The following is a 22,997-nucleotide window of genomic DNA, read 5'->3' as shown; positions in this document are numbered from 1 at the left end:
GGGCTCGACTCCTTGCCGGCCGTGAACGGTCTCGATTCCGCCCCCGTCCTGCACCTTGATCCGCTCATCGACGACCCGGGCACGCGGATCATCGTCTGCTGCGGTGCGGGCGGCGTCGGCAAGACGACGACGGCGGCGGCGCTGGGCGTACGGGCGGCAGAGCGGGGCCGGAAGGTGGTCGTCCTGACAATCGACCCGGCGCGGCGACTGGCCCAGTCGATGGGGATCGACTCGCTCGACAACATCCCGCGCAAGGTCGACGGCATCAAGGGCTCCGACTGCGGGGAGCTGCACGCGATGATGCTCGACATGAAGCGGACGTTCGACGAGATCGTCGAGGCGCACGCCGACGCCGAGCGGGCCCGGGCGATCCTGGAGAACCCCTTCTACCAGTCCCTGTCGGCCGGTTTCGCCGGTACGCAGGAGTACATGGCGATGGAGAAGCTCGGGCAGCTGAGGGCCCGCGACGAGTGGGACCTGATCGTCGTCGACACCCCGCCGTCCCGCTCCGCGCTCGACTTCCTGGACGCGCCGAAGCGGCTCGGGTCCTTCCTGGACGGGAAGTTCATCAAGCTGCTGATGGCCCCGGCGAAGATGGGCGGCCGGGCGGGGATGAAGTTCCTCAACGTCGGTATGTCGATGATGACGGGGACGCTGGGGAAGCTGCTGGGCGGTCAGTTCCTGAAGGACGTACAGACCTTCGTGGCGGCGATGGACACGATGTTCGGCGGCTTCCGGACCCGGGCGGACGCGACGTACAAGCTGCTCCAGGCCCCGGGGACGGCGTTTCTCGTGGTGGCGACGCCGGAGGGGGACGCGCTGCGCGAGGCGGCGTACTTCGTGGAACGGCTGGCCGCGGAGGAGATGCCGCTGGCCGGGCTCGTCCTCAACCGCGTCCATGGCAGTGGCGCCGCACGGCTTTCGGCCGAGCGGGCGCGGGCCGCGGCGGAAAATCTTGACGAGGGGCGCATGGTGGATCAGGGGGGTGGGAAGACTGTTGGGCGTGGCTCCCGTGCCACTGCCCCCGAGCCGTCAGACACCGCGACCGCCGCCGCACGTTCTTCGCACGACGAGGCTGCCCCCACAGCCGAACCCGACGACGACGCACCCGACATTCAGCAGTTGACCGCCGGCCTGCTCCGTCTCCATGCCGAGCGGATGCAGGTGCTCGCGCGTGAACAGCGCACGCGCGACCGTTTCACGGCGCTCCACCCCGAGGTGGCTGTCGCCGAAGTGGCCGCCCTGCCCGGCGACGTACACGATCTGACAGGGCTTCGGGCCATCGGTGACCGGCTCACGGCCGACCGGATGCCGTCGGCCTGAGCGCCCGCGTGACGGCGGGCCTTCCGGCATCGCGCGTGCGTCCCGCACGGCGTCGCGGGTCCCGCACGGCGCGCGTACGTCGTGTACGGCGGCGGCGCGTACGTCAGGCGTTGCTCCGCGGACTGTCAGGCGTTGCCCCGCGGACCTCGCAGTTCCTCTTCCGGCTGCGCGGGGGTTATCCCACTGCCGCGTACGCCTCGTACGTCGCGTCGTCCTCCATCGCCACGGGCAGCAGGCCCGCTCCGCGCTCGTACTCCGTGCGCGCGGTCTCGAGCAGTCGCCGCCACGAGGTGACGGTCGGCCGCCGGCGCAGCAGGGCGCGGCGCTCGCGCTCCGTCATGCCGCCCCACACGCCGAACTCCACGCGGTTGTCGAGCGCGTCGGCCAGGCACTCGGTCCGCACCGGACACCCGGTGCACACCGCCTTCGCCCTGTTCTGCGCCGCTCCCTGCACGAAAAGTTCATCCGGATCGGTAGTGCGGCAGGCCGCCTGCGCACTCCAGTCAGCTACCCAGCCCATACCGGCGCCGTCCTCTCCCGAATCGAGGCTCCCCCACGGCGGTAGCGGCATATTCACCGCTGCCAGTTGGTGACGTTACGGAAGGTGGGCACAGCGCAACACCCCCTTCGGGCCCAATCTTGAATGGCCCGAACGGACTATGCGTACGCGGCAGATCACCCAGGGGAGTGACCCGAGGACATACGCGTCGAACCCGGCGAACCGGTACAGTTCGCCCGACTGTGACGGAGTCACATGGGGCGTCGAGTGACGCAAGGGGCGGAATCGGGCATGGCTTCCCAGGGTTCGGGTCCAAGGGAATTCCTGCCGATGTCACGCCCGGGTCTTGATGCGGAACCACACTGCTGTGACAGTTGGGAGCAGCTTAGGCCAAGGCATATACGTGTGTCCGGCGAATGAGAACGTAGACACCTCACGACGCGGCCCCATCACGCACCCCGCGCAAGGACCGCTCAAGGTTGCAAGCGGCAGGTCACGCCCTCTCGACGGCTCGGCTGCCTCTGGATGTCACGGTCTGGTACTCGAACGCTCCGAGAAGCACCCGCTCCTACGGAACGCTCATAACTACGGATTAGGCTGCCCCCCATGGCAAAGAAGCGCTCGGGCGGAGGTCTGACCGGGACCCAGCAGGCCGCCAAGTTCCTCGGTGTCAGTGTGCTCTCCGGAGCCGTGCTGGCGGGCATCGCCCTGCCCGCGGCCGGAGCACTGGGGCTCGCGGCGAAGGGGACGGTCGAGGGGTTCGACGAGATCCCGTCCAACCTGAAGACCCCGCCGCTGAGTCAGCGCACCACCATCCTCGACTCGGAGGGCGGCACCCTCGCCACCGTGTACTCGCGCGACCGGAAGGTCGTGCCGCTGGAGAAGATCTCTCCGTACATGCAGAAGGCGATCGTCGCGATCGAGGACTCACGCTTCTACGAGCACGGGGCCATCGACCTCAAGGGCGTGCTGCGCGCGATCAACCGCAACGCCCAGTCGGGCGGCGTGGCCCAGGGCGCGTCCACGCTCACCCAGCAGTACGTGAAGAACGTCTTCGTCGAGGAGGCCGGTGACGACCCCGAGAAGGTCGCCCAGGCCACCCAGCAGACCATCGGCCGCAAGGTGCGCGAACTGAAGTACGCGATCCAGGTCGAGGAGGAGCTGGGGAAGAAGAAGATCCTCGAGAACTACCTCAACATCACCTTCTTCGGCCAGCAGGCCTACGGCATCGAGGCGGCGGCCCAGCGCTACTTCTCCAAGCCCGCCGCCGACCTGAAGCTGGAGGAGGCCGCGATGATGGCCGGCCTCGTCCAGTCGCCGAGCCGGTACGACCCGATCAACGACCTCCAGGAAGCCACCAAGCGCCGCAACGTGGTGCTCCAGCGGATGGCCGATGTACGGGACATCAGCCAGGCGGAGGCGGACAAGGCCAAGGCCGCCCCGATCAAGCTGAAGGTGAAGAGCCCGAAGAACGGCTGCATCACCGCCGTCGACGGCGCCGGCTTCTTCTGCGACTACGTGCGCAAGACCATCCTCAACGACCCGGTCTTCGGCAAGACGGTCGAGGAGCGGCAGAAGCTGTGGAACCTGGGCGGCCTCACCGTCCGGACCACCCTCGACCCGCGCGCCCAGGCGGCGGCCAACGAGGCGGCCGTCGCGAAGATCAACGAGGACGACAAGGTCGCCGCCTCGGTGGTCCAGGTCCAGCCGGGCACCGGCAAGATCCTCTCGATGGGCCAGTCCCGCCCGTACGGCCTGGACCAGAAGCAGCACCAGACCACGCTCAACCTGGCCGTCGGCAGCAAGATGGGCGGCACGACGTACGGCTTCCAGGTCGGTTCGACGTTCAAGCCGATCACCGCCGCGGCGGCCCTGGAGAAGGGCCTGAGCCCGGCGCAGAGCTTCTCCACCGGCTACCAGATCAACCTGCCGGAGAACTCGTACACGCGCTGCGACGGCAGGCCGGCAGGCTACGCCAACTGGGAAGTCGGCAACGAGCTCAAGTCCGAGACCGGCACCTGGGACATGACGAGCGCGCTCGGCAAGTCCATCAACACGTACTTCGCCAAGCTGGAGCAGATGGCCGGACTGTGCGAGACGGTCACGATGGCGAAGAAGGTCGGGTACGAGCGGGAGCTGGGCAAGAACATCAAGGAAAGCCCCTCGATCACGCTCGGCGCGATCGAGGCCACCCCGCTCGACATGGCCGCGGTGTACGCCACCTTCGCCAACCGGGGCACGTACTGCACGCCCGTCGCCATCGAGTCGATCAAGACGGCGAACGGCGAGCAGCTGAAGGTGCCTCAGACCGAGTGCTCGCCGGCGATGAGCGAGCGGACGGCCGACACCATCAACCAGATGCTGAAGGGCGTCGTGGAGGACGGCACCGGTACGAGGGCGGGTCTGAGCGACCGCGACAACGCCGGCAAGACGGGTACGACCAACGACCGCAAGGACGCCTGGTTCGTCGGGTACACCCCGAACCTCTCCACGGCGGTGTGGGTCGGTGACGACGTCGGCGAGAAGCAGTCGATGTACGACATCACCATCGGCGGCGAGTACTACGACAAGGTCTGCGGTGGCTGCCTCCCGGGCCCGATCTGGAAGATCGCGATGACCGGGGCGCTGAGCGCCTCCGAGACGCCGGCCTTCGCCCCCATCTCCGTACCGCGCGGCGAGAAGCCGGAGGAGAAGGACAAGGGCAAGCCCCGCGACGACAACAAGCCGGGTGACGGGGACACCGACAACCCCTTCCCGGGGATCACCTTCCCGCCGGACCTGATCGGCGGCGGGAACGGCCGCGGTGGCAGCAACGGCGGCGGCAACGGCCGCTAGGGCCGCGATGACCGCATGAGTGAGGGCGACTCCCCAATTGGGGAGTCGCCCTCAGTCGTCTGTACGGGACTACGGGATTCAGCCCGCGAGCAGTCGTCCATACAGGGCTACGGGACTCAGCCCGCCGGTAGTCGTCCGTACGGGACTACCGGACTCAGCCCGCGAGCAGCTTCTTCACCGCGGCCGCCACGCGGCCGCCCTCCGCCTGGCCCGCGACCTTCGGGTTCACGATCTTCATGACGGCGCCCATGGCGCGCGGGCCCTCGGCGCCGGCGCCCTTCGCCTCGGCGACGGCCGCGGCGACGATCTGCTCCAGCTCGTCGTCGCTGAGCTGCTTCGGCAGGTACGCGTCGAGGATCACGCCCTCCGCCTTCTCCCGCTCCGCCGACTCGGCGCGACCGCCCTGGGCGAAGGCGTCCGCGGCCTCGCGGCGCTTCTTCGCCTCCTTGGCGATCACCTTCTGCACCTCGTCGTCGGAGAGCTCGCGCTTGGTCTTGCCCGCGACCTCCTCCTTGGTGATCGCGGCGAGGGTGAGCCGCAGCGTCGAGGAGCGCAGCTCGTCGCGCTCCTTGATGGCGGCGTTGAGGTCGTCCTGAAGCTTGGCCTTGAGCGTGGTCATGACCCAAGTGTGTCAGGTGCCCCTGCCGACCCGCCCGCACATTTCCGCCCAGTCTGCGACGATGGGGGGATGCGCGCACGGTACGGGATCCCCCTGAAGATCACGGCAGGTCTCACGGCGACGGCGGCTGCCGGAATCGTCTACGCGGCGGGCTTCGAGGCCCGCTCGTTCCGGCTGCGCCGGGTGACGATCCCGGTGCTCCCGCGCGGGATGCGGGACCTGCGGGTTCTTCAGGTCTCCGACATCCACATGGTGTGCGGGCAGCGCAAGAAGCGGGCGTGGCTGCAGAAACTCGCGGGGCTGCGCCCGGATTTCGTCGTGAACACCGGCGACAACCTCTCGGACACGGACGCGATCCCGGAGGTCCTGGACGCGCTCGGCCCGCTGATGGAGTTCCCGGGCGTGTACGTCTTCGGCTCCAACGACTACTACGGGCCGCGGCTGCGCAACCCCGCCCGCTACCTCCTTGAGAAGGCCCAGGGTCGGCACGGTCTGAACGGCAACAAGCCGGTGGTGGGCGCGGTGCACAACCCGTGGGAGGGCATGCGGGACGCTTTCGACGAGGCGGGCTGGGTGAACCTGACCAACACCCGCGGCCGACTGAAGCTGCCCGGCGGCCCGGAGCTGGCCTTCACCGGCCTCGATGACCCGCACATCAAGCGGGACCGGTACGAGCGGGTGGCCGGCGGCCCGGAGCTGTCGGCGGACTTCTCGATGGGCGTGGTGCACGCCCCGTACCTGCGGACCCTCGACGCGTTCACGGCGGACGGCTACGGGCTGATCCTGGCGGGTCACACGCACGGCGGCCAGCTGTGCGTCCCCTTCTACGGCGCGCTCGTGACCAACTGCGACCTGGACACGGACCGGGTGAAGGGCCTCTCCACGCACACGGCGGCGGGCCGGACCTCGTACCTCCACGTCTCGGCAGGGTGCGGCACGAACCGGTTCACCCCGGTCCGCTTCGCCTGCCCCCCGGAGGCGACCCTGCTGACGCTGACCGCGCGCGACTGAGCGTCCCTCGCGATCGTCGGCCTGGACCGCGTCCGACCTGCGGTGAGGGGCCGCGAAAACCGGATTTCGTCTCAGGGCGTGGGTGGGCTAAAGTAATCGATGTCGCCGCGACGTGAAGAGCAGAGCAGCGACATCGGGGTGTAGCGCAGCTTGGCAGCGCGCTTCGTTCGGGACGAAGAGGTCGTGGGTTCAAATCCCGCCACCCCGACAGCTGAAACACCAGGTCAGGGGCCTGATCCGCGAAAGCGGGTCGGGCCCCTGAGTGGTTTCCGGGGGCGGTTCCCAATGGGTACGGATCCGGCTCGGCGATTGGGCTCACGTGACTCCTCTACGAGGAGGGCCTGCCGAGGACGGCCGCGCGGCTCGTGAGCGAGCGTGTGGTGCCGGGGCGTGTGTGGGAAGTCGATCAAGCGGCTCTACCCTGATACCGCATCGGTGCCGGACGGCGGAGTACGGCGACGCGTGCTTACCGTCAGGTTGTCGACCGTCGAAAGGCTGGGTCTCAGGTGCTGGTCGCGGACCGATATCGGCTCCACATGTGTGTCGGCCGTGGCGGCATGGGCGAGGTGTGGCAGGCCACCGACGAGGTGCTCGGGCGGGCCGTGGCCGTGAAGTTGATGCTGGGGCACGAGACTGATCCCTCCGCGGCCGAGCGGTTCCGGCTGGAGGCGCAGACAGCGGCACGGCTGAGTCATCCGCATGTCGTCGGAGTCTTCGACTTCGGTACGTGGGACGGAAAGCTGTTCCTCGTCATGGAGTTCGTCGAAGGGGCCAGTCTCGCCTCCGACCCCGGCGCGCCGCCCTTGGTACTGCCGGCGGAGCGGGTGGCCGTCGTGGCCGCGCATGCCGCCGCGGGGCTCGCCGCCGCGCATCGGGAGGGCGTGGTGCACCGGGACATCAAGCCCGGGAACCTGCTGCTCGACGGGGACGGGACCGTGAAGCTCGCGGACTTCGGGATCGCCCGGTTCGTCGACGATCCGTCCGCCGCGCTCACGACCACGGGCCAGATCGTCGGCACCGGCCTCTATCTCGCCCCCGAGCGGGCCCTCGGCCGGCCCGCGTCGCCGGCCTCCGACGTGTACTCGCTGGGCTGTGTGCTGTACCAACTCCTCACCGGACGGCCCCCGTTCCAGGGCGACACCGCCACCGCCCTGCTGTACCAGCACATCGACACGCCGCCCGCGCCGCCCCGGCAGCTCGGGGTGGGGCTGCCCGCCGCGTTCGAGGCGTACCTCCTGTCGCTGCTCGCGAAGGAGCCGGAGCAGAGACCCCCGGCCCAGGCGATCGCCGACTGGTTCTCCTCGGGCGCCTGGCGCGCCCACCCGCAGCCCCCGCACCGGCCCGCCGCACCGCACTCGGCGCCCCGGTCCCAGCCGAGGTCTCAGCCCCGGCCCCAGCCCCGGTCCCAGCCGAGGTCCCAGCCCCGGCCCCAGCCCCGGTCCCAGCCGAGGTCCCAGCCGAGGTCGCAGGCTCGGCAGCAAGCGCGCCGTAGCGAGAGCGGCCTCGCGGCCCTCTCCCGGCGGCGCCCCAGGAAGACCGCCGCCGTCGCCGGCGGCATAGCCTTCGTCGTCTTCTTGCTGATCGGCATGGCCTGGCTCTCGTGAGCCGTCTGACCCGAACGGGGCCCGCCGGGTGGCCCGGGGGGCCTCGGTCCGGTCCCCTGGGGACATGCACCCCCTCCGGACAGCCGCCGAGGCGGCGGCCACCGTTCCCGCCGAGGTCGTCTCCGACTCCGGCCCGTCCGCGATCGCCCTGGGCCTCGGGGCCGCCGCCGTCGTGGGGGCCATCGGTACCGCCGTCGTCCGCAGGCGGCTGTCGAAGACGGTCAGAGAGCCAGCCAGGCAAGCGCCCCCAACAGGATCAGCGTCAGACAGATCCCGAGGTTGACCGCCTTGTACTGGAGGAAGACCGCGACGAACTCGCGTATGGTCGCGCTCGGCCAGAAGTACGCCGCCGTCGGAGAGCCGACCACCTGACCGTTCACCCCGACCCGACGGGCCATCAAGGCCGCCCGGAAGGCATGGAAGTTGTTGGTCACGATCACGCACTCCGCGCCCGGGACGGCCGCCTCCATCAGCTCGCGGCTGAAGAGCATGTTCTCCTCGGTGGTCCGCGAGCGGTCCTCGCGCAGGACCCGTTCCTCAGGGAAGCCGCGCTCCACGAGGTAGTCCGCCATCGCGTGCGACTCGGGCAGCTCCTCGTCCGGACCCTGCCCGCCCGAGGTGATCAGGACCGGCGGGCGTCCCCCGCGCGCGGCGAGCGAGCCGTACACCTCACGGCCGCGCTCCAGTCTGCTCGCGAGCAGCGGCGGGACGCGCCGGCCGCCTATCAGACCGGAGCCGAGGACGACCACGAAGTCCGCGTCGCGGCGCAGCCGCATGCGCCCGTACAGGAACGCGTACCCGACGAAGCAGAGGAACAGGAAGGAGACATAGCCGAGCACCATCAGCATCGTGCCGACGAACACGCCCAGGGCCCAGGAGCGCGTGACCACGGCGGCCACCATCAGGCCCATCACACCGAACATGCCGAGGCCGGCGAGGAGCGAGAGCAGGTTCGCGGGGCGTCTGCCCTCCTTGCGGACCATCTTCACGCCGTTCGCGCACAGCAGCGCCGCCAGGACGACCGGGCCGAGGCCGAGGACGAGCAGCGCGACGATCATCAGCGTCTCGGCGACGCCCGGCGGCGCCCTGTCGATCCCCGCGAGCAGGCCCAGTCCTAGGAAGGTGACGGCGAGCCCCAGATACACGGCGTTGCTGAAGCGCCTGCGGTCGCGCAGCACGCCGGCCCCGAAGAGCGCGAGGAACGCGGCGGCCACGACGAAAGCGATCATTCCAGCATCGTAGGCAGGGGCACCGACAACGGTCCCGGGTATGCCCCGACTCCATGCCCCGACTCCGCGGCGCCGAGGCCGGGGCACCCCCGAGTTATCCACAGGTTGCGGACGCGGCGGACGGGATGTCGGTCGGTCGGCGCATGATGGGGGGCATGACCGAGAGCAACGAGATGATCGACTTCGCCGACATGCCCGCCTGGGAGCAGCGGTTCCGGGCGCCGCGCGTGTCCCTGCCCGAGTGGGCCGAGGAGGCGCACGACCGTTCGCTGTTCGTGTCCAATGCGACCGGGACGTACGAGCTCTACGCGTGGGACCGGGCGAGCGGTGCGCAGCGGCAGGTCACGGACCGGCCGAACGGGACGACGGACGGCACGCTGTCCCCGGACGGCCGGTGGATCTGGTGGTTCTCGGACAAGGACGGGGACGAGTTCGGGGTGTGGATGCGCCAGCCCTTCGACGGCGGCGCGGACGAGCCCGCCGTGGACGGGCTCGCGCCCTCGTATCCGGCGGGGCTCGCGATCGGCCGGGACGGCACGGTGGTCGTCGGGCGCTCGACGGACGAGGAGGGCTCGACGATCCATCTCGTACGGGGCGGGGCGGCGCCCGTCGAGATCTACCGGCACCGGGAGTCGGCCGGGGTGGGCGACCTCTCGCACGACGGCTCGCTGATCGCGATCGAGCACACCGAGCACGGCGACGCCATGCACTCGGCTCTGCGGGTGCTGCGCGCGGAGGACTCCTCGGTGGTGGCCGAGCTGGACGACTCCAAGGGCGGCACGAAGGAGCTGGGCCTGGCGGTGCTGGGCTTCGCGCCGGTGGACGGAGACACTCGGCTGCTCGTCGGCCACCAGCGGCGGGGCCGCTGGGAGCCGCTGCTGTGGGACGTGGCGACGGGCCGGGAGACCGATCTCCGGCTCGAGCTGCCGGGCGACGTGTCGGCGGAGTGGTACGCGGACGGCACAGGCCTGCTGATCGTGCACAGCTTCGAGGCGCGCAGCGAGCTGTGGCGGTACGACATTGCGACGGGCGCGCTGGTGCGGGTGGAGACCCCTGCCGGGTCGGTGTCGGAGGCCACGGCCCGCCCGGACGGCAGCGTGGAGTACCTGTGGTCCTCGGCGGCCGAGCCGCCGCAGGTGCGCTCGACGGCCGGCGGCGTCGTCCTCGACCCCCCGGGCCTGCGGGCGCCCGGGTCGGTGCCGGTGGAGGACGTGTGGGTGGAGGGCCCCGGCGGCCGGATCCACGCCCTCGTGCAGCGGCCGGCGGAGGGCGAGGGCCCCTTTCCGACGATCTTCGAGGTGCACGGCGGGCCGGCCTGGCACGACAGCGACGCCTTCGCCTCGGGCCCGGCGGCCTGGCTCGACCACGGCTACGCGGTGGTCCGCGTCAACTACCGCGGTTCGACCGGGTACGGCCGGGAGTGGACGGACGCGCTCAAGCACCGCGTCGGCCTGATCGAGCTGGAGGACGTCGCCGCGGTCCGCGAGTGGGCGGTCGCCTCCGGGCTCGCGGACCCGGCGAAGCTGGTCCTGTCGGGCGGCTCGTGGGGCGGCTATCTGACACTGCTCGGGCTCGGCACGCAGCCGGAGGCCTGGTCGGTGGGGCTCGCCGCCGTCCCGGTCGCGGACTACGTGACGGCGTACGAGGACGAGATGGAGGCCCTGAAGGCGCTGGACCGGACGCTCTTCGGCGGCTCGCCGGAGGAGGTGCCGGACCGGTTCGTGGCCTCGTCCCCGCTGACGTACGTGGACAAGGTCACGGCCCCGGTGTACATCTCGGCGGGCGTCAACGATCCGCGCTGCCCGATCCGCCAGATCGACAACTACGTGGACCGGCTGGCCGCCCGGGGCGCGGTCCACGAGGTGTACCGGTACGACGCGGGGCACGGCTCCCTGGTGGTGGAGGAGCGGATCAAGCAGGTCCGCCTGGAGCTCGCCTTCGCCGCGCGTCACCTGGGGACCCGGCCGGTCGGGGGGTGAGGCGGCTGCGTACCGTGGAGGGGTGTACCGGTTCCTGAGAACGCCCCGCTGGTGGGGGATCAATGTCTTCGTCCTCCTCGCGATCCCGTTCTGCCTGTTCATGGGGACGTGGCAGATGGGCAAGTTCGAGGAGCGCGTCGACTCCCACCGGGAGGCGGAGCGGGCCCCGGACCCGGGCACGCTGAAGACCGAGCCGCTGGACGCGCTGCTGCCGGTGGACAAGGAGACCTCGGGCCGGCACGCGGAGGCGAGCGGCCGGTACGGGGAGCAGTTCCTGGTGCCGGACCGTGACCTGGACGGACGCCCCGGCGCGTACGTCCTGACGCTGCTGAAGACGGACGGCGGCAAGTCGCTGCCGGTGGTACGGGGCTGGCTGCCGGCCGGCGCGAAGGCCCCGGCCCCGCCGTCGGGCGAGGTCACCGTGGTGGGCGCCCTCCAGGCGTCCGAGAACGCGGGGACGAAGGGGGTCCACGCGGCGGGCGGGCTCCCGGACGGGCAGCTCGCCATGATCAGCGCGGGCTCCCTGGTCAACGTGGTCTCCGACGACGTCTACGACGCGTGGGTCACGCTCACGGACTCCCCCGCCGGGCTGACCCCGGTCCCGGCGGCGGCCGCGGCGGGCACGTCGCTGGACCTGAAGGCGTTCCAGAACCTCGGCTACACGGCGGAGTGGTTCGTCTTCGCGGGCTTCGTCCTCTTCATGTGGTTCCGCCTCCTCCGCCGAGAGTCGGAGGCCCAACGCGACGAGGCCCTGGGTCTGTAGGCCCGGGGCGTCTCGGCCCGGGCCTACAGGTCTGGGGGCCTCCAGGTCTGGGGCCTCCAGGTCCGACGGCCTCACGGGCCGGGGCCTACGGCCCGGGCCTCTGGGTCCGGGGCCCCTGGGTCCGAGGGCGTCTAGGTCCGACGGCCTCATGACCCGGTGCCCTCACGGGTCGGGGTGCCCTCACGGGTCGGGGTGCCCTCACGGGTCGGGGCGCTCGGGCCTCACGCCCCGAGCGCCCGCTAGGACGCGTCCAGGACGCCCGTGCGGTAGATGGTGCCCGCGCAGGCGTTGGCGATCGTGGTGGCCGCCTGAGGGCCGCCCGGTTCAGCCGTGTGGCTGACCGCGATGCTGCCCTCGGCGGGCGTACCGTCCGTGGCGAGCTGAGGGGCCGTGCCCTCGGTCGCCTCCCCGCCGGTCGAGCCCGTGGACCCCGACGTGCCGTCGCCGTCCTTCGAAGGACTCGGGCTCGGGTCCGGGTCCGGGCTCGGCGTCGGGTCCGGGCCGGGGTCCGGTGAGGTGTCCGTGGTCGGGCAGGTCGCCGCGGGGACCCAGGCGAACTTCACCTCGTACGCGTTGTCCGGCTGGAGTACCAGCGTGGGCGTCTCCTGCGAGGGGTCGGGCAGTCCGCTCGCCGCGTCGCCCGCCGTGTGCGCGACGACGGTGATCTTGGCCGGGTCCGCCGCCCCGAGCGCCTGGAAGCCGACGCTGCCGTCGCCGCTGACCACGCACTCCTTGCCGGAGACGTTGGCGATGCGGAAGGTGCCGTATACCTTGCCCTCCGCGTCGGGCCCGCCCGCCTGCACTGCGCTGACGCCCAGCTGCCCGGCCTCGCACACCGGCGAGGAGCCGGCCGGCGGCTTCGAGCCGCTCCCCCCGCTCCCGCTCGCGGCATCCTTCGCCTCGCCCGCGCCCGCGGCCGCCCCCTGGCTGGGAGCCGCGGTGCCGCTCGGTGCGCCCGTGCCCTTCCCGCCGCCCTCGACGCCGGTCTCGGAGCCGGTGCCGCCCTGCGCCTGCTCGCCGTGGCCGGCGTTCACGGCCTGGTCGGCGGTGATGCCGCCGGAGTTGGCGACGTGCACGAAGGCCGGCACGGCCGTGCCGAGCAGCACGGCGGCCGCGGCGAAGCCGACGACGGCCTGGCGCTTGCGGGTGCGCCGCGCGGGGACGGCACGGCGCAGGTGGTCGAGGGCTCCGTCGGTGGGCTGGAGGTCGGCCACGGCGCCGTGGAGCAGCCGCCGCAGCGCCAGTTCGTCGCCGCCGAAGAGGTCGTCGTGGCCGCCGGCCCGCACGTCGTCGTAGCCGTCGGCCCGCTCGCCGTCGTAGCCCTCGGCCCGCTCGCCGTCGTAGCCGTCGGCCCGCTCGCCGTCGTGGGCGTCGGCCCGCTCGTTGTCCGGCCCGTCGTTCACAATCCCGTGTCCCATGTCGTCGCGGTCGCCGTCGGGCAGTCCACTCGTACCGCCGCTGTCCGCGCCGCAGCCGTTCGCATCGCGGCCGTTGGCATCGCCGCTGTCCGCGCCCCAGCCGTTCGCGCCGCGGCCGTTCGCATCGCCGGAGCTCATGCCGTCGCCTCCATCGCGACGCGCAGCGCCGCGATGCCACGCGAGCCGTACGCCTTCACCGACCCCAGGGATATGCCGAGCGTCTCGGCCACCTGAGCCTCCGTCATGTCCGCGAAGTATCGCAGGACCAGCACCTCGCGCTGACGCCGCTGGAGTCCGCGCATCGCCTTGATCAGCGCGTCCCGCTCCAGCTGGTCGTACGCGCCCTCCTCCGCGCTCGCCATGTCCGGCATCGGCTTGGAGAGCAGCTTGAGCCCGAGGATGCGGCGGCGGAGCGCGGAGCGGGAGAGGTTGACGACCGTCTGGCGCAGATAGGCCAGGGTCTTCTCCGGGTCCCGCACCCGTTTGCGCGCGGAGTGGACGCGGATGAACGCCTCCTGGACGACGTCCTCGCAGGAGGCCGTGTCGTCGAGGAGCAGCGCGGCGAGACCGAGCAGCGAGCGGTAGTGCGCTCGGTAGGTCTCGGTCAGGTGGTCGACGGAGGTGCCCGCGGACACGACGCCTTCAGTGCTCTCGCGGGGCGACGGTATGCCGGACACGCCGGCCGCGCGGGTCCCTGCGGGCATGGGGGCGATCACCGGCATGCCGCCGGCCGGACGCGGTCGCCGGAGCGGGCGCACCATGGTGCCCACGCTGCCGCGTGCGGGAACCGTGAGCGTGCCCCGCGCGGGGACGACTGTCGCACCGCGGAGCGGGACGACGGCTGCGATCTCGAGTACCTCTGCCACGTCTGTTGGACACGCTTCCCCCCGTCAGGGTTGTACGAGTACGCCACCGTTTTTGACGGTGCACCAATTGCCCTCATGCGTACCCGATCTTCCCCAATGCCCCGTTTTCACAGTCCGCGTTGCGACACCACGTGGGCGCACCCACAGACGCCTCCCACCCAACTGCCGGTTGCGGTAAGGAGAGAACAGCATCGTCGGACATGACGTCACCCCAGTTCAAGGGGCACCTGACGCCTATTTGCTCACAGGGCCTTCACGCTCCGGACGCTCCGGACGAATGATCGACTCCGCGATCTGTACGGCGTTCAGCGCGGCGCCCTTGCGGAGGTTGTCGCCGCAGACGAAGAACTCGAGCGCCCGCTCGTCGTCCATCGACCGGCGCACCCGCCCGACCCAGACGGGGTCCGTGCCCACGACGTCGGCGGGCGTGGGGAAGTCGCCCGCGGCCGGATCGTCGTACAGCACCACACCCGGCGAGGTCGCCAGGATCTCGTGCGCCCGTCCGACGCTCACCGGCCGCTCGAACCGCGCGTGCACGGAGACCGAGTGCGCGGTCACCACCGGGACGCGGACGCACGTGGCGGCGACGGGCAGCCGGGGAAGGCCGAGGATCTTGCGGGTCTCCTCGCGCAGCCGCAGCTCCTCGGAGGACCAGCCGTCCGCCATCAGCTCCCCCGACCAGGGCAGCACATTGAGCGCGACCGGCCCGGGAAACGGCCCGGTGTGGTCGCCGACGGCCCGCCGTACGTCTCCGGGGTGCGTGCCGAGCTCGGTCCCGGCCACCAGCGACAGCTGCCCGCGCAGGGCGGCGACTCCCGCCTGCCCGCCCCCGCTCGCGGCCTGCTGGGCGGTCACCACCAGCTCGCCGACCCCGAACTCGGCGTGCAGCGCGCCGACGGCGACGATGAGGGCCAGCGTGGAGCAGCCGGGGCTCGCGACGATGCCCCGGGGCCGTACCCGTACGGCGTGCGGGTTGATCTCGGGGACCACGAGCGGCACGTCCGGATCCGCACGGAACGCCGGCGAGGTGTCCACCACCACCGCGCCCTTGGCGGCGGCGATCGGCGCCCAGCGCGCGGCGATGTCCTCGGGCACGAGGAAGAGGGCGAGGTCGACGCCCTCGAGTGCCTCCTCGCTCAGGGCGAGGACCTCGGTCTCCTCACCGCGCACGGCCAGCTTGCGGCCGGCCGAACGCGGGGAGGAGACGAGTCGGATCTCGCCCCAGACGTCCGCGTGCTGCGTGAGCATCTGGAGCATGACCGCACCGACGGCTCCGGTCGCACCGACGACCGCGAGCGTCGGCTTACGGGTCATCGGCCGGTGCCTCCATAGACGACGGCCTCGTCGGAGTCGCTGTCGAGACCGAAGGCGCTGTGCACGGCGCGCACGGCATCGTTCACATCGTCCTCGCGGGTGACGACCGAGATGCGGATCTCGGAGGTCGAGATCAGCTCGATGTTCACACCGGCGTCGGACAGCGCCCGGAAGAAGTCGGCGGTGACGCCGGGGTTCGTCTTCATACCGGCGCCGACCAGGGAGATCTTGCCGATCTGGTCGTCGTAGCGCAGCGAGTCGAAGCCGATCGCGCTCTTCGCCTTGTCCAGGGCGTCCATGGCCTTGCGGCCCTCGGCCTTGGGGAGGGTGAAGGAGATGTCCGTCAGGCCGGTCGAGGCGGCGGACACGTTCTGCACGATCATGTCGATGTTGATCTCGGCGTCCGCGACGGCACGGAAGATGGCCGCGGCCTCGCCCGGCTTGTCCGGCACGCCGACGACGGTGATCTTCGCCTCGGAGGTGTCGTGGGCGACGCCCGAGATGATGGCCTGCTCCACCTTGCGGTCCCCTTGCGGCTCGTTGCTGACCCACGTGCCCTGCAGCCCGGAGAAGGACGAGCGGACGTGGATCGGGATGTTGTAACGGCGTGCGTACTCGACGCACCGGTGCAGCAGCACCTTGGAGCCGGAGGCGGCGAGCTCCAGCATGTCCTCGAAGGAGATCCAGTCGATCTTCTTCGCCTTCTTCACCACGCGCGGGTCGGCCGTGAACACACCGTCGACGTCGGTGTAGATCTCACAGACCTCGGCGTCGAGCGCGGCGGCGAGGGCGACGGCGGTTGTGTCCGAGCCGCCGCGGCCGAGCGTGGTGATGTCCTTCTTGTCCTGGGACACACCCTGGAAGCCGGCGACGATGGCGATGTTGCCCTCGTCGAGGGCGGTACGGATCCGGCCCGGCGTGACATCGATGATGCGCGCTTTGTTGTGGACCGAGTCGGTGATGACACCGGCCTGGCTGCCCGTGAACGACTGGGCCTCGTGGCCCAGGTTTTTGATCGCCATGGCCAGCAGGGCCATGGAGATCCGCTCTCCGGCGGTCAGCAGCATGTCGAACTCACGCCCGGCAGGGATCGGGGATACCTGCTCGGCGAGATCGATCAACTCGTCCGTCGTGTCGCCCATCGCGGAAACCACGACGACCACCTGGTGGCCGTTCTTCTTGGCGTCCACGATCCGCTTGGCGACGCGCTTGATGCCTTCGGCATCGGCAACGGAGGAGCCTCCGTACTTCTGCACGACAAGGCCCACGTGCGCTCCTCGCTCAGTCTCTGCCGCAGTCATTACTGCGGTCGGCTCAGTTTAACGAGCGGTCCGGAATCGCCGACCGTATATCACATCCTGAGATGTCCCGCTCAGGTAGTGATCACGGCCGGAAGGGCCCGGACCGCCCGGTGGGGGTGCCTGCCCGGGAGGTGCGGGACTACGCGGTGGTACGCCGATATGTGCGCGGGCTCACATGTCGCCCGTCCTGGGAGGAGCCTCGGGGCTACTTCTTCAGCGTCCGCAGGCCCAGCGGGCCCGCGATCTCCTCCGCCATGACGCGCCCCGCCTCCTCGGCGAGGACGTCCTCCGCCATGTCCTCGTCCGTGTCGAGGCCGTCCAGGGCCGCGAGCGGCTGGTCGAGCCGGACGTGGGCGACGAGGGACTGGAGTGCCCGGAGGGTCGCCGAGGCCGTCGGGCCCCAGTTGGAGAAGTAGGAGAACTGCCACCACCACAGGGCCTCGCTCGTGCGCCCCGCCCGGTAGTGGGCCAGTCCGTGCCGCAGGTCGGTGACGATGTCGGCGAGGTTGTCGGAGATCCGGGCCGGTACGGGCGCCTTGCGGGGCTCGTACGGGTCGAACACCTCCGAGAAGACGTCCACCGGGTCCAGCATCGCCGCGAACCGCTCGCGCAGGTCGTCCACGTCCGGCTCCGGACCGGTGTCCGTCTCGTACCGCTCGTCCGGGACGATGTCCTCGTGCGCGCCCAGCCGGCCGCCCGCGAGCAGCAGCTGGGAGAGCTCGAGCAGCAGGAAGGGCACGGCGCTGTCGGGCTCGTCGCCCTTGGCCACTTCCGTGGTCGCCACGATGAAGGACTCGATCGAGTCGGCGATCTGGACCGCGAAGTCGTCCGGATCCTGCGTGATCGCGTGCAGTGTGGCGTCAGACATCGCGGATGCCTCCTTGGGGAGCGGGCGCGGGCGCGCAAACCCTGTCGTCATACATCTAGCAGTCGCCGCCCCTCGAAGGCACGCCCCAGGGTGACCTCGTCGGCGTACTCCAGATCGCCGCCGACCGGCAGGCCGCTCGCCAGGCGCGTGACCTTCAGGCCCATGGGCTTGATCATCCGCGCCAGATACGTCGCGGTGGCCTCGCCCTCCAGATTCGGGTCGGTCGCCAGGATCAGCTCCGTGACCGTCCCGTCCGCGAGCCGCGCGAGCAGCTCACGGATGCGCAGATCGTCCGGGCCGACGCCCTCGATCGGGCTGATCGCGCCGCCCAGCACGTGGTAGCGGCCGCGGAACTCACGCGTCCGCTCGATCGCCACGACGTCCTTGGGCTCCTCGACCACACAGATCACCGACAGGTCCCGGCGCGGGTCGCGGCAGATGTTGCACTGCTCCTGCTGCGCGACGTTGCCGCAGACCGCGCAGAACCGGACCTTCTCCTTGACCTCCAGGAGCGCGTGCGCGAGACGTCGTACGTCCGTCGGCTCGGCCTGGAGGATGTGGAAGGCGATCCGCTGGGCGCTCTTGGGACCGACGCCGGGCAGCCTGCCCAGTTCGTCGATGAGGTCCTGCACCACGCCTTCGTACAACGGAACGCCCTTCTCAGAAGTGCTTGATTCTTACGGTAGTGGCTGCCGGGGCGCCTTAGAAGCCCAGGCGTGCAAGCGGCTCGCGAACCGCCTCGGGAAGCGGCTCAGTACCAAAGGCCGGAGAGGGCCTCAGAACCCCAGGCCCGGCATGCCGCCCAGGCCCTGCGTCAGCGGGCCGAGCTTGGCCTGCTGGAGCTGCTGCGCGTTGTCGTTGGCGGCCTTCACCGCGGCGACGACCAGATCGGCCAGCGTCTCGGTGTCCTCGGGGTCGACCGCCTTGGGGTCGATCACCAGGCCGCGGAGCTCGCCGGAGCCGGTGACCGTCGCCGTCACCAGGCCGCCGCCCGCCTGGCCCTCGACCACGGTCGCGGCGAGCTCTTCCTGGGCACGCGCGAGATCCTGCTGCATCTTCTGGGCCTGCTGGAGGAGCTGCTGCATGTTGGGCTGGCCACCACCGGGAATCACGGGTCACTCCTGATGTTCGGTATGTCGGTAAGCCGAGCCTACGTGGTCCATGCCCGGCCTGCCGCCACAACTCTTTCGAGTGAGAAACTGCGGGCTCCTCTACCTGATCAAGACCCCCTTGCGGGCGGAAATCCCGGGATTCCGGGCCCACAGCCCACCATTCGGCGGTAGGAAGGGCAGGCACCACGTGCACCGCACGTCACAGAAGGACACGAGCGCTGAGCTGAACAGAGGAGTGCCCCGGTGAGCCAGCAGCCGGAGATGCCGCCGCCGCAGCCGCCGCCCGGGCAGCCGGGAGAACCGGGAAAGACCGGGACGCCGGGACAGCCCGGCGAACCGGGGCAGCCCGGGCGGCCCGCCGCGCGTCGCGATCTGACCGGGACGCCGTTCCCGCTCGGCGACTGGGGCGAGCCCGCTGAGCGTCTGGACGAGCTGTACCGCTGGGTGGAGTCGAACGCGCTGCGCACGGTGGAGTGGTACCTGTCCGACCGGGTCTGGAAGCGCCGCTGCGCACGGGCGCTCCGGGTCGGTACGGCGCTGGGCGTGATCGCCGGCGCCGCGCTGCCGCTCCTCGACCTGACCGGTGTCGCGGCGGACGGGGCGGCGGGCTGGGGGTACCTGTCCCTGCTGCTCGGCGCGGCGTGCATGGCGTGCGACCGGTACTTCGGCCTGACGTCGGGCTGGATAAGGGACGTCGCGACGGCGCAGGCGGTGCAGCGCAGGCTCCAAGCCCTGCAGTTCGACTGGGCGTCGGAGAGCGTACGGGAGGTCCTCGGGCCCACCGAGGGGACCGCGAGCGAGGCGGCGGAGCGGTGCCTGGGGGTGCTGCGCCGGTTCTCGGAGGACGTGACGGAGCTCGTGCGAGCGGAGACGGCGGACTGGATGATCGAGTTCCGCTCGGGCCCGGCGCCGCTGGCCCTGCAGTCGGTGGGGACGGGCGCCCCCCGCCCCGAGGGCGGGCACCCCTCGTCCCGCTTCCCGCTCCCGCCGGGCACCCGCCCCAACATGCCGAGGCAGCGGCCGCCGGAGCCGCGCTGACGGCCGTACGACCGGAAGAAGGGCGCCCCCGTCCTGCGGGGGCGCCCTTCATTCCGTCGGTGTCAGCTGAGGATGATCATCGAGCCCTGGCCGAGGCTGCGGGTCGCCGCAGCGTGCAGCCCGAGCCACACATGGCGCTCGCGCGCGAACGGACTGTCGTCGTACGCGATCGGCCCCGCCGGTTCCTCCAGCGAGGTCGGCCGCTCCGGCGGCAGCGGCGCGGCGGGCGGGTTGGCCGGGTCGATCCCGATCGCGGGAGCGACGAACTCCAGCTCCCGCAGCAGGCCGTGGGACGAGCCCAGCGGGCCGCCGCCTTCCAGGAGTTCGTCGTTGGAGAGCGGAGCCGGGAAGTCCACGGGGACGTACGCGCCGGCGTGGTCGTAGTGCCAGACGAGGTGGGACTGCTGTGCCGTGGCCTCGAACATCTCCAGGAGCTGTTCGTAGTCCCCGCCGAGCTCGTCGACCGGCTCGACGGGCAGGCCGCACAGGTGCAGCAGGTAGGCGCGGCGCAGGAAGTGCAGGGCGTCGTAGTCGAACCCGGCGACGGGCGCGACATCGCCGGAGAGCCCCGGCATGTAGGCGAACACGGGGACGGTGGGCAGACCGGACGCGGTCAGGGCCTTGTCGTAGGCGGCGATCTCTTCGGCGAAGGGATTGTCGGGGCTGTGGCACAGCACGTCGACAAGGGGGACCAGCCACAGGTCACAGGCCAAGGGAGGCTCGCTCTCCGTCAGTTGCAGGGACGGCCAGGGTAGTCGGCGCTGTCCGCGCCGCACACCCGGTGGGGACCTGCCCCTCGACGCACGGCGCGACACCCGCGCCGGGCTGTCCCGTCAGCCGGACTGCCGCTCCAGGCCCTCCAGGCCCTACAGGCCTTCCAGGCGCTCCAGGCCCTCCAGGCGGTCCGCCCACTCCATCGACTGCTGGTTGTACGCCTGTATGACCGCGACGGCCGCGTCCGCGTCGCCGAGGGTCAGCGCGTCGACGAGATCGACGTGCCCGCTCCACAGCCAGCCGAGGACGTCCCGGTCGGAGCGCAGGTACGGCACGGAGAACACCCATGCCTGGACCCGCAGCCGGTGCAGGAAGTCGGCGATGTAGTCGTTGGAGGAGACCAGCCGGGCCAGTTCGCGCCAGTAGCGGATGTCGTACCCGATGAGGACGTCGAGGTCCCCGGCGCGGGCCGCCCGCGCCGCCGCCTCGCCCCGGCGCCGTACGGCGACGAGCGCGACCCCGCGCGTGACGTCGGGGCCCTGCGGATGAACGACGGGGTCGTGACGGCGGAAGATGCCGTCCACGACGAGCATGCGGGCCTCGACCATGCCCCGGTAGTCGTCGATCGTGAACTGGTGCACGCGGAAGCCGCGGTGCTGGTCGGAGTCGAGGAGCCCCTGCGCGGAGAGGTCGACGAGGGCTTCGCGTACCGGCGTCGCCGAGACGCCGTACTGCTCGGCGATCTGTTTGACGGTGAATTCCTCACCCGGCTGCAAACGCCCGGCGAGCACTTCGTCACGGAGCGCGTCCGCGATCTGCCGCCGCAGGGTGTTGCGGGTGACAGCTCCGCTCGCGGGCATCTTGGTCGGCCCCCTCCGTCCGGCTGTTGGACACCCTAGACCAGACGGAGGGTTCGGCTCCGTGACGCTTCTAACGCTCGTATGCGCTCGGTATGCGTTACGCGGTGTGCTCGTCGGCCACGGAGAGCGCCGTGTCGAGGGCGGCGAGGCCTTCCTTGGCCTCCGCCTCGGAGATGGTGCAGGCGGGGACGGCGTGGGTGCGGTTCATGTTGATGAAGGGCCACAGGCCGTGCTTCTTGGCCGCCGCGCCGAAGGCCGCCATGGGGGCGTTGGCCTCGCCCGTCGCGTTGTACGGGACGAGCGGCTCGCGCGTCTCCTTGTTCCTGACAAGGTCGAGGGCCCAGAACGTACCCATGCCGCGGACCTCGCCGACGGACGGGTGGCGCTCGGCGAGCTCGCGCAGGCCGGGGCCGAGGACGGTCTCGCCGATGTGGGCGGAGTGCTCGACGACCTTCTCGTCCTCCATGACCTGGATGGTGGCGACGGCGGCGGCGCAGGCGAGCGGGTGACCGGAGTAGGTCAGTCCGCCCGGGTAGGGCCGGGTGCGGAAGGTGTCGGCGATCTTCTCGCTGATGGCGACGCCGCCGAGGGGCACGTAGCCGGAGTTCACGCCCTTGGCGAAGGTCATCAGGTCGGGCACGACGTCGAAGTGCTCGGAGGCGAACCACTTTCCGGTGCGGCCGAAGCCGGCCATGACCTCGTCGAGGACGAAGACGATGCCGTACTTGTCGCAGATCTCGCGGACGCCGGCGAGGTAGCCGGGTGGCGGGGTCATGATGCCGGCGGTGCCGGGGACGGTCTCCAGGATGATCGCGGCGATGGTGGCGGGCCCCTCGAAGGCGATGGTGTCCTCGAGGTGGCTCAGGGCGCGCTCGCACTCCTGCTGCTCGTTCTCGGCGTAGAACGGCGAGCGGTAGAGGAAGGGCGCCCAGAAGCGCACGACGCCCGCGGAGCCGGTGTCGGAGGCCCAGCGGCGCGGGTCGCCGGTCAGGTTGATCGCGGTGGAGGTGGCGCCGTGGTACGAGCGGAAGGCGCTCATGACCTTGTGACGGCCGGTGTGCAGCCGGGCCATCCGTACGGCGTTCTCGACGGCCTCGGCGCCGCCGTTCGTGAAGAAGATCTTGTCCAGGTCGCCCGGGGTGCGCTCGGCGATGAGGCGTGCGGCCTCGGAGCGTACGTCGATGGCGAAGGCGGGCGCGAAGGTGGTGAGCTTCGCGGCCTGCTCCTGGATGGCGGCGACCACGCGGGGGTGCTGGTAGCCGATGTTGGTGTAGACGAGGCCGCTGGTGAAGTCGAGGTAGCGGTTGCCGTCGTAGTCCCAGAAGTACGAACCCTCGGCGCCGGCGACGGCGAGCGGGTCGATCAGGCCCTGGGCGGACCAGGAGTGGAACACGTGCGCGCGGTCTGCGGCCTTCACGGCCGCGCCGGCCTGGGGATCGGGTACGACATGAGGGGTCATGCGGCCAGGGTAAGTACGCGCAGGTCGGAGCGGCCATGACCATCTTGTCCACCGAGACCGGGGCCGACGCGACACGTTGCGTGCCCACGCCCGTTGTGGGCATTCGTTCCGCTGGGGCGGAACGGGTGGGCACAACGGACGGCGCCTTTGCGGGCGCCTCCGCCCCGTGCCCCTACGCCCACCCC

The 22,997-nt window shown here is 71.0% G+C and carries 20 protein-coding genes and 1 tRNA gene; 8 read left to right on the top strand and 13 right to left on the bottom strand.

The features are described 5' to 3' along the window. The first annotated feature begins 12 nt into the window (after positions 1-12). Positions 13-1,323: an ATPase BagB gene (gene bagB / locus ACZ4VI_RS29890; protein ID WP_468004441.1), complete on the top strand. Its 1,311-nt coding sequence runs from the start codon at positions 13-15 to the stop codon at positions 1,321-1,323. A 175-nt stretch (positions 1,324-1,498) separates the two neighbouring features. Here bagB and ACZ4VI_RS29885 read toward each other — a convergent pair whose 3' ends face one another. After that, positions 1,499-1,843: a WhiB family transcriptional regulator gene (locus ACZ4VI_RS29885; RefSeq protein WP_026058363.1), complete on the bottom strand. Its 345-nt coding sequence runs from the start codon at positions 1,841-1,843 to the stop codon at positions 1,499-1,501. 585 nt (positions 1,844-2,428) lie between these two features. Between ACZ4VI_RS29885 and ACZ4VI_RS29880 the strand changes: the two genes are divergently transcribed. Next, on the top strand, positions 2,429-4,657 hold the full coding sequence (locus tag ACZ4VI_RS29880) for a transglycosylase domain-containing protein (RefSeq protein ID WP_468004234.1): 2,229 nt from the start codon (positions 2,429-2,431) through the stop codon (positions 4,655-4,657). Positions 4,658-4,811: 154 nt separating this feature from the next. On the opposite strand, the gene ACZ4VI_RS29875 is transcribed toward ACZ4VI_RS29880, so the two are convergent. Further along, entirely contained in the window at positions 4,812-5,276 is a 465-nt protein-coding gene (locus tag ACZ4VI_RS29875) for a GatB/YqeY domain-containing protein (RefSeq protein ID WP_361856066.1), read from the bottom strand. A gap of 69 nt (positions 5,277-5,345) precedes the next feature. On the opposite strand from ACZ4VI_RS29875, the gene ACZ4VI_RS29870 reads away from it, so the two are divergent. The 3 genes from ACZ4VI_RS29870 to ACZ4VI_RS29860 all read left to right on the top strand — a co-directional run bounded on the left by ACZ4VI_RS29870 (position 5,346) and on the right by ACZ4VI_RS29860 (position 7,891). Next, positions 5,346-6,287 carry a metallophosphoesterase gene (locus ACZ4VI_RS29870; protein ID WP_468004231.1) on the top strand — a complete coding sequence of 314 codons (942 nt, stop codon included), beginning with the start codon at positions 5,346-5,348 and terminating at the stop codon, positions 6,285-6,287. Between the two features lie 134 nt (positions 6,288-6,421). Further along, positions 6,422-6,495: transfer RNA gene (locus ACZ4VI_RS29865), tRNA-Pro, on the top strand. Positions 6,496-6,793: 298 nt separating this feature from the next. Beyond that, positions 6,794-7,891: a serine/threonine-protein kinase gene (locus tag ACZ4VI_RS29860; RefSeq protein WP_468004230.1), complete on the top strand. Its 1,098-nt coding sequence runs from the start codon at positions 6,794-6,796 to the stop codon at positions 7,889-7,891. A 221-nt stretch (positions 7,892-8,112) separates the two neighbouring features. Here ACZ4VI_RS29860 and ACZ4VI_RS29855 read toward each other — a convergent pair whose 3' ends face one another. Continuing rightward, the gene (locus tag ACZ4VI_RS29855; protein ID WP_468004228.1) at positions 8,113-9,120 is read right to left on the bottom strand and encodes a YdcF family protein; all 1,008 of its coding nucleotides are present in this window, start codon (positions 9,118-9,120) and stop codon (positions 8,113-8,115) included. A gap of 146 nt (positions 9,121-9,266) precedes the next feature. Between ACZ4VI_RS29855 and ACZ4VI_RS29850 the strand changes: the two genes are divergently transcribed. Then, the gene (locus tag ACZ4VI_RS29850; protein ID WP_468004439.1) at positions 9,267-11,099 is read left to right on the top strand and encodes a S9 family peptidase; all 1,833 of its coding nucleotides are present in this window, start codon (positions 9,267-9,269) and stop codon (positions 11,097-11,099) included. Between the two features lie 22 nt (positions 11,100-11,121). Continuing rightward, positions 11,122-11,862 (top strand): SURF1 family protein, encoded by a 741-nt coding sequence (locus ACZ4VI_RS29845; protein ID WP_468004226.1) that lies wholly within the window; start codon positions 11,122-11,124, stop codon positions 11,860-11,862. Between the two features lie 239 nt (positions 11,863-12,101). On the opposite strand, the gene ACZ4VI_RS29840 is transcribed toward ACZ4VI_RS29845, so the two are convergent. The 7 genes from ACZ4VI_RS29840 to ACZ4VI_RS29810 form a co-directional block, all read right to left on the bottom strand. Continuing rightward, the gene (locus tag ACZ4VI_RS29840; RefSeq protein ID WP_468004224.1) at positions 12,102-13,418 is read right to left on the bottom strand and encodes a hypothetical protein; all 1,317 of its coding nucleotides are present in this window, start codon (positions 13,416-13,418) and stop codon (positions 12,102-12,104) included. After that, positions 13,415-14,146 carry a SigE family RNA polymerase sigma factor gene (locus tag ACZ4VI_RS29835; RefSeq protein WP_468004222.1) on the bottom strand — a complete coding sequence of 244 codons (732 nt, stop codon included), beginning with the start codon at positions 14,144-14,146 and terminating at the stop codon, positions 13,415-13,417. Before ACZ4VI_RS29835 ends, ACZ4VI_RS29840 begins: the two co-directional genes overlap by 4 nt. A 234-nt stretch (positions 14,147-14,380) precedes the next feature. Next, positions 14,381-15,460, bottom strand: a complete 1,080-nt coding sequence (locus ACZ4VI_RS29830) for an aspartate-semialdehyde dehydrogenase (RefSeq protein ID WP_468004220.1) — start codon at positions 15,458-15,460, stop codon at positions 14,381-14,383. After that, on the bottom strand, positions 15,457-16,728 hold the full coding sequence (locus ACZ4VI_RS29825; RefSeq protein WP_468004218.1) for an aspartate kinase: 1,272 nt from the start codon (positions 16,726-16,728) through the stop codon (positions 15,457-15,459). Before ACZ4VI_RS29825 ends, ACZ4VI_RS29830 begins: the two co-directional genes overlap by 4 nt. Positions 16,729-16,966: 238 nt before the next feature. Beyond that, positions 16,967-17,629 (bottom strand): DUF5063 domain-containing protein, encoded by a 663-nt coding sequence (locus ACZ4VI_RS29820; RefSeq protein ID WP_468004216.1) that lies wholly within the window; start codon positions 17,627-17,629, stop codon positions 16,967-16,969. A gap of 47 nt (positions 17,630-17,676) precedes the next feature. Then, positions 17,677-18,276: a recombination mediator RecR gene (recR, locus tag ACZ4VI_RS29815; protein WP_356888252.1), complete on the bottom strand. Its 600-nt coding sequence runs from the start codon at positions 18,274-18,276 to the stop codon at positions 17,677-17,679. 129 nt (positions 18,277-18,405) lie between these two features. Continuing rightward, positions 18,406-18,741: a YbaB/EbfC family nucleoid-associated protein gene (locus tag ACZ4VI_RS29810; RefSeq protein ID WP_468004214.1), complete on the bottom strand. Its 336-nt coding sequence runs from the start codon at positions 18,739-18,741 to the stop codon at positions 18,406-18,408. Positions 18,742-19,002: 261 nt separating this feature from the next. On the opposite strand from ACZ4VI_RS29810, the gene ACZ4VI_RS29805 reads away from it, so the two are divergent. Continuing rightward, entirely contained in the window at positions 19,003-19,779 is a 777-nt protein-coding gene (locus ACZ4VI_RS29805) for an SLATT domain-containing protein (protein WP_468004437.1), read from the top strand. Between the two features lie 62 nt (positions 19,780-19,841). Here ACZ4VI_RS29805 and ACZ4VI_RS29800 read toward each other — a convergent pair whose 3' ends face one another. The 3 genes from ACZ4VI_RS29800 to ACZ4VI_RS29790 all read right to left on the bottom strand — a co-directional run bounded on the left by ACZ4VI_RS29800 (position 19,842) and on the right by ACZ4VI_RS29790 (position 22,812). Continuing rightward, positions 19,842-20,492, bottom strand: a complete 651-nt coding sequence (locus ACZ4VI_RS29800; RefSeq protein WP_468004212.1) for a hypothetical protein — start codon at positions 20,490-20,492, stop codon at positions 19,842-19,844. A 153-nt stretch (positions 20,493-20,645) separates the two neighbouring features. Further along, a complete protein-coding gene (locus ACZ4VI_RS29795) occupies positions 20,646-21,353 on the bottom strand; it encodes a GntR family transcriptional regulator (RefSeq protein ID WP_468004210.1) in 708 nt (235 codons plus the stop codon). Between the two features lie 97 nt (positions 21,354-21,450). Further along, positions 21,451-22,812 carry an aminotransferase class III-fold pyridoxal phosphate-dependent enzyme gene (locus tag ACZ4VI_RS29790; protein WP_468004208.1) on the bottom strand — a complete coding sequence of 454 codons (1,362 nt, stop codon included), beginning with the start codon at positions 22,810-22,812 and terminating at the stop codon, positions 21,451-21,453. Positions 22,813-22,997 lie beyond the last annotated feature (185 nt).

The sequence above is a fragment of the Streptomyces sp. NPDC029169 genome, from assembly GCF_055563935.1.
This window is presented reverse-complemented; position numbering and strand designations above follow the sequence as displayed.

Coding starts and splice junctions, on each gene's coding strand:
- ACZ4VI_RS29885 (WP_026058363.1), bottom strand. CDS start 1,843: ATGGGCTGGGTAGCTGACTGGAGTGCGCAGGCGGCCTGCCGCACTACC.
- ACZ4VI_RS29880 (WP_468004234.1), top strand. CDS start 2,429: ATGGCAAAGAAGCGCTCGGGCGGAGGTCTGACCGGGACCCAGCAGGCC.
- ACZ4VI_RS29875 (WP_361856066.1), bottom strand. CDS start 5,276: ATGACCACGCTCAAGGCCAAGCTTCAGGACGACCTCAACGCCGCCATC.
- ACZ4VI_RS29870 (WP_468004231.1), top strand. CDS start 5,346: ATGCGCGCACGGTACGGGATCCCCCTGAAGATCACGGCAGGTCTCACG.
- ACZ4VI_RS29855 (WP_468004228.1), bottom strand. CDS start 9,120: ATGATCGCTTTCGTCGTGGCCGCCGCGTTCCTCGCGCTCTTCGGGGCC.
- ACZ4VI_RS29850 (WP_468004439.1), top strand. CDS start 9,267: ATGGGGGGCATGACCGAGAGCAACGAGATGATCGACTTCGCCGACATG.
- ACZ4VI_RS29840 (WP_468004224.1), bottom strand. CDS start 13,418: ATGAGCTCCGGCGATGCGAACGGCCGCGGCGCGAACGGCTGGGGCGCG.
- ACZ4VI_RS29830 (WP_468004220.1), bottom strand. CDS start 15,460: ATGACCCGTAAGCCGACGCTCGCGGTCGTCGGTGCGACCGGAGCCGTC.
- ACZ4VI_RS29820 (WP_468004216.1), bottom strand. CDS start 17,629: ATGTCTGACGCCACACTGCACGCGATCACGCAGGATCCGGACGACTTC.
- ACZ4VI_RS29805 (WP_468004437.1), top strand. CDS start 19,003: ATGCCGCCGCCGCAGCCGCCGCCCGGGCAGCCGGGAGAACCGGGAAAG.
- ACZ4VI_RS29795 (WP_468004210.1), bottom strand. CDS start 21,353: ATGCCCGCGAGCGGAGCTGTCACCCGCAACACCCTGCGGCGGCAGATC.
- ACZ4VI_RS29790 (WP_468004208.1), bottom strand. CDS start 22,812: ATGACCCCTCATGTCGTACCCGATCCCCAGGCCGGCGCGGCCGTGAAG.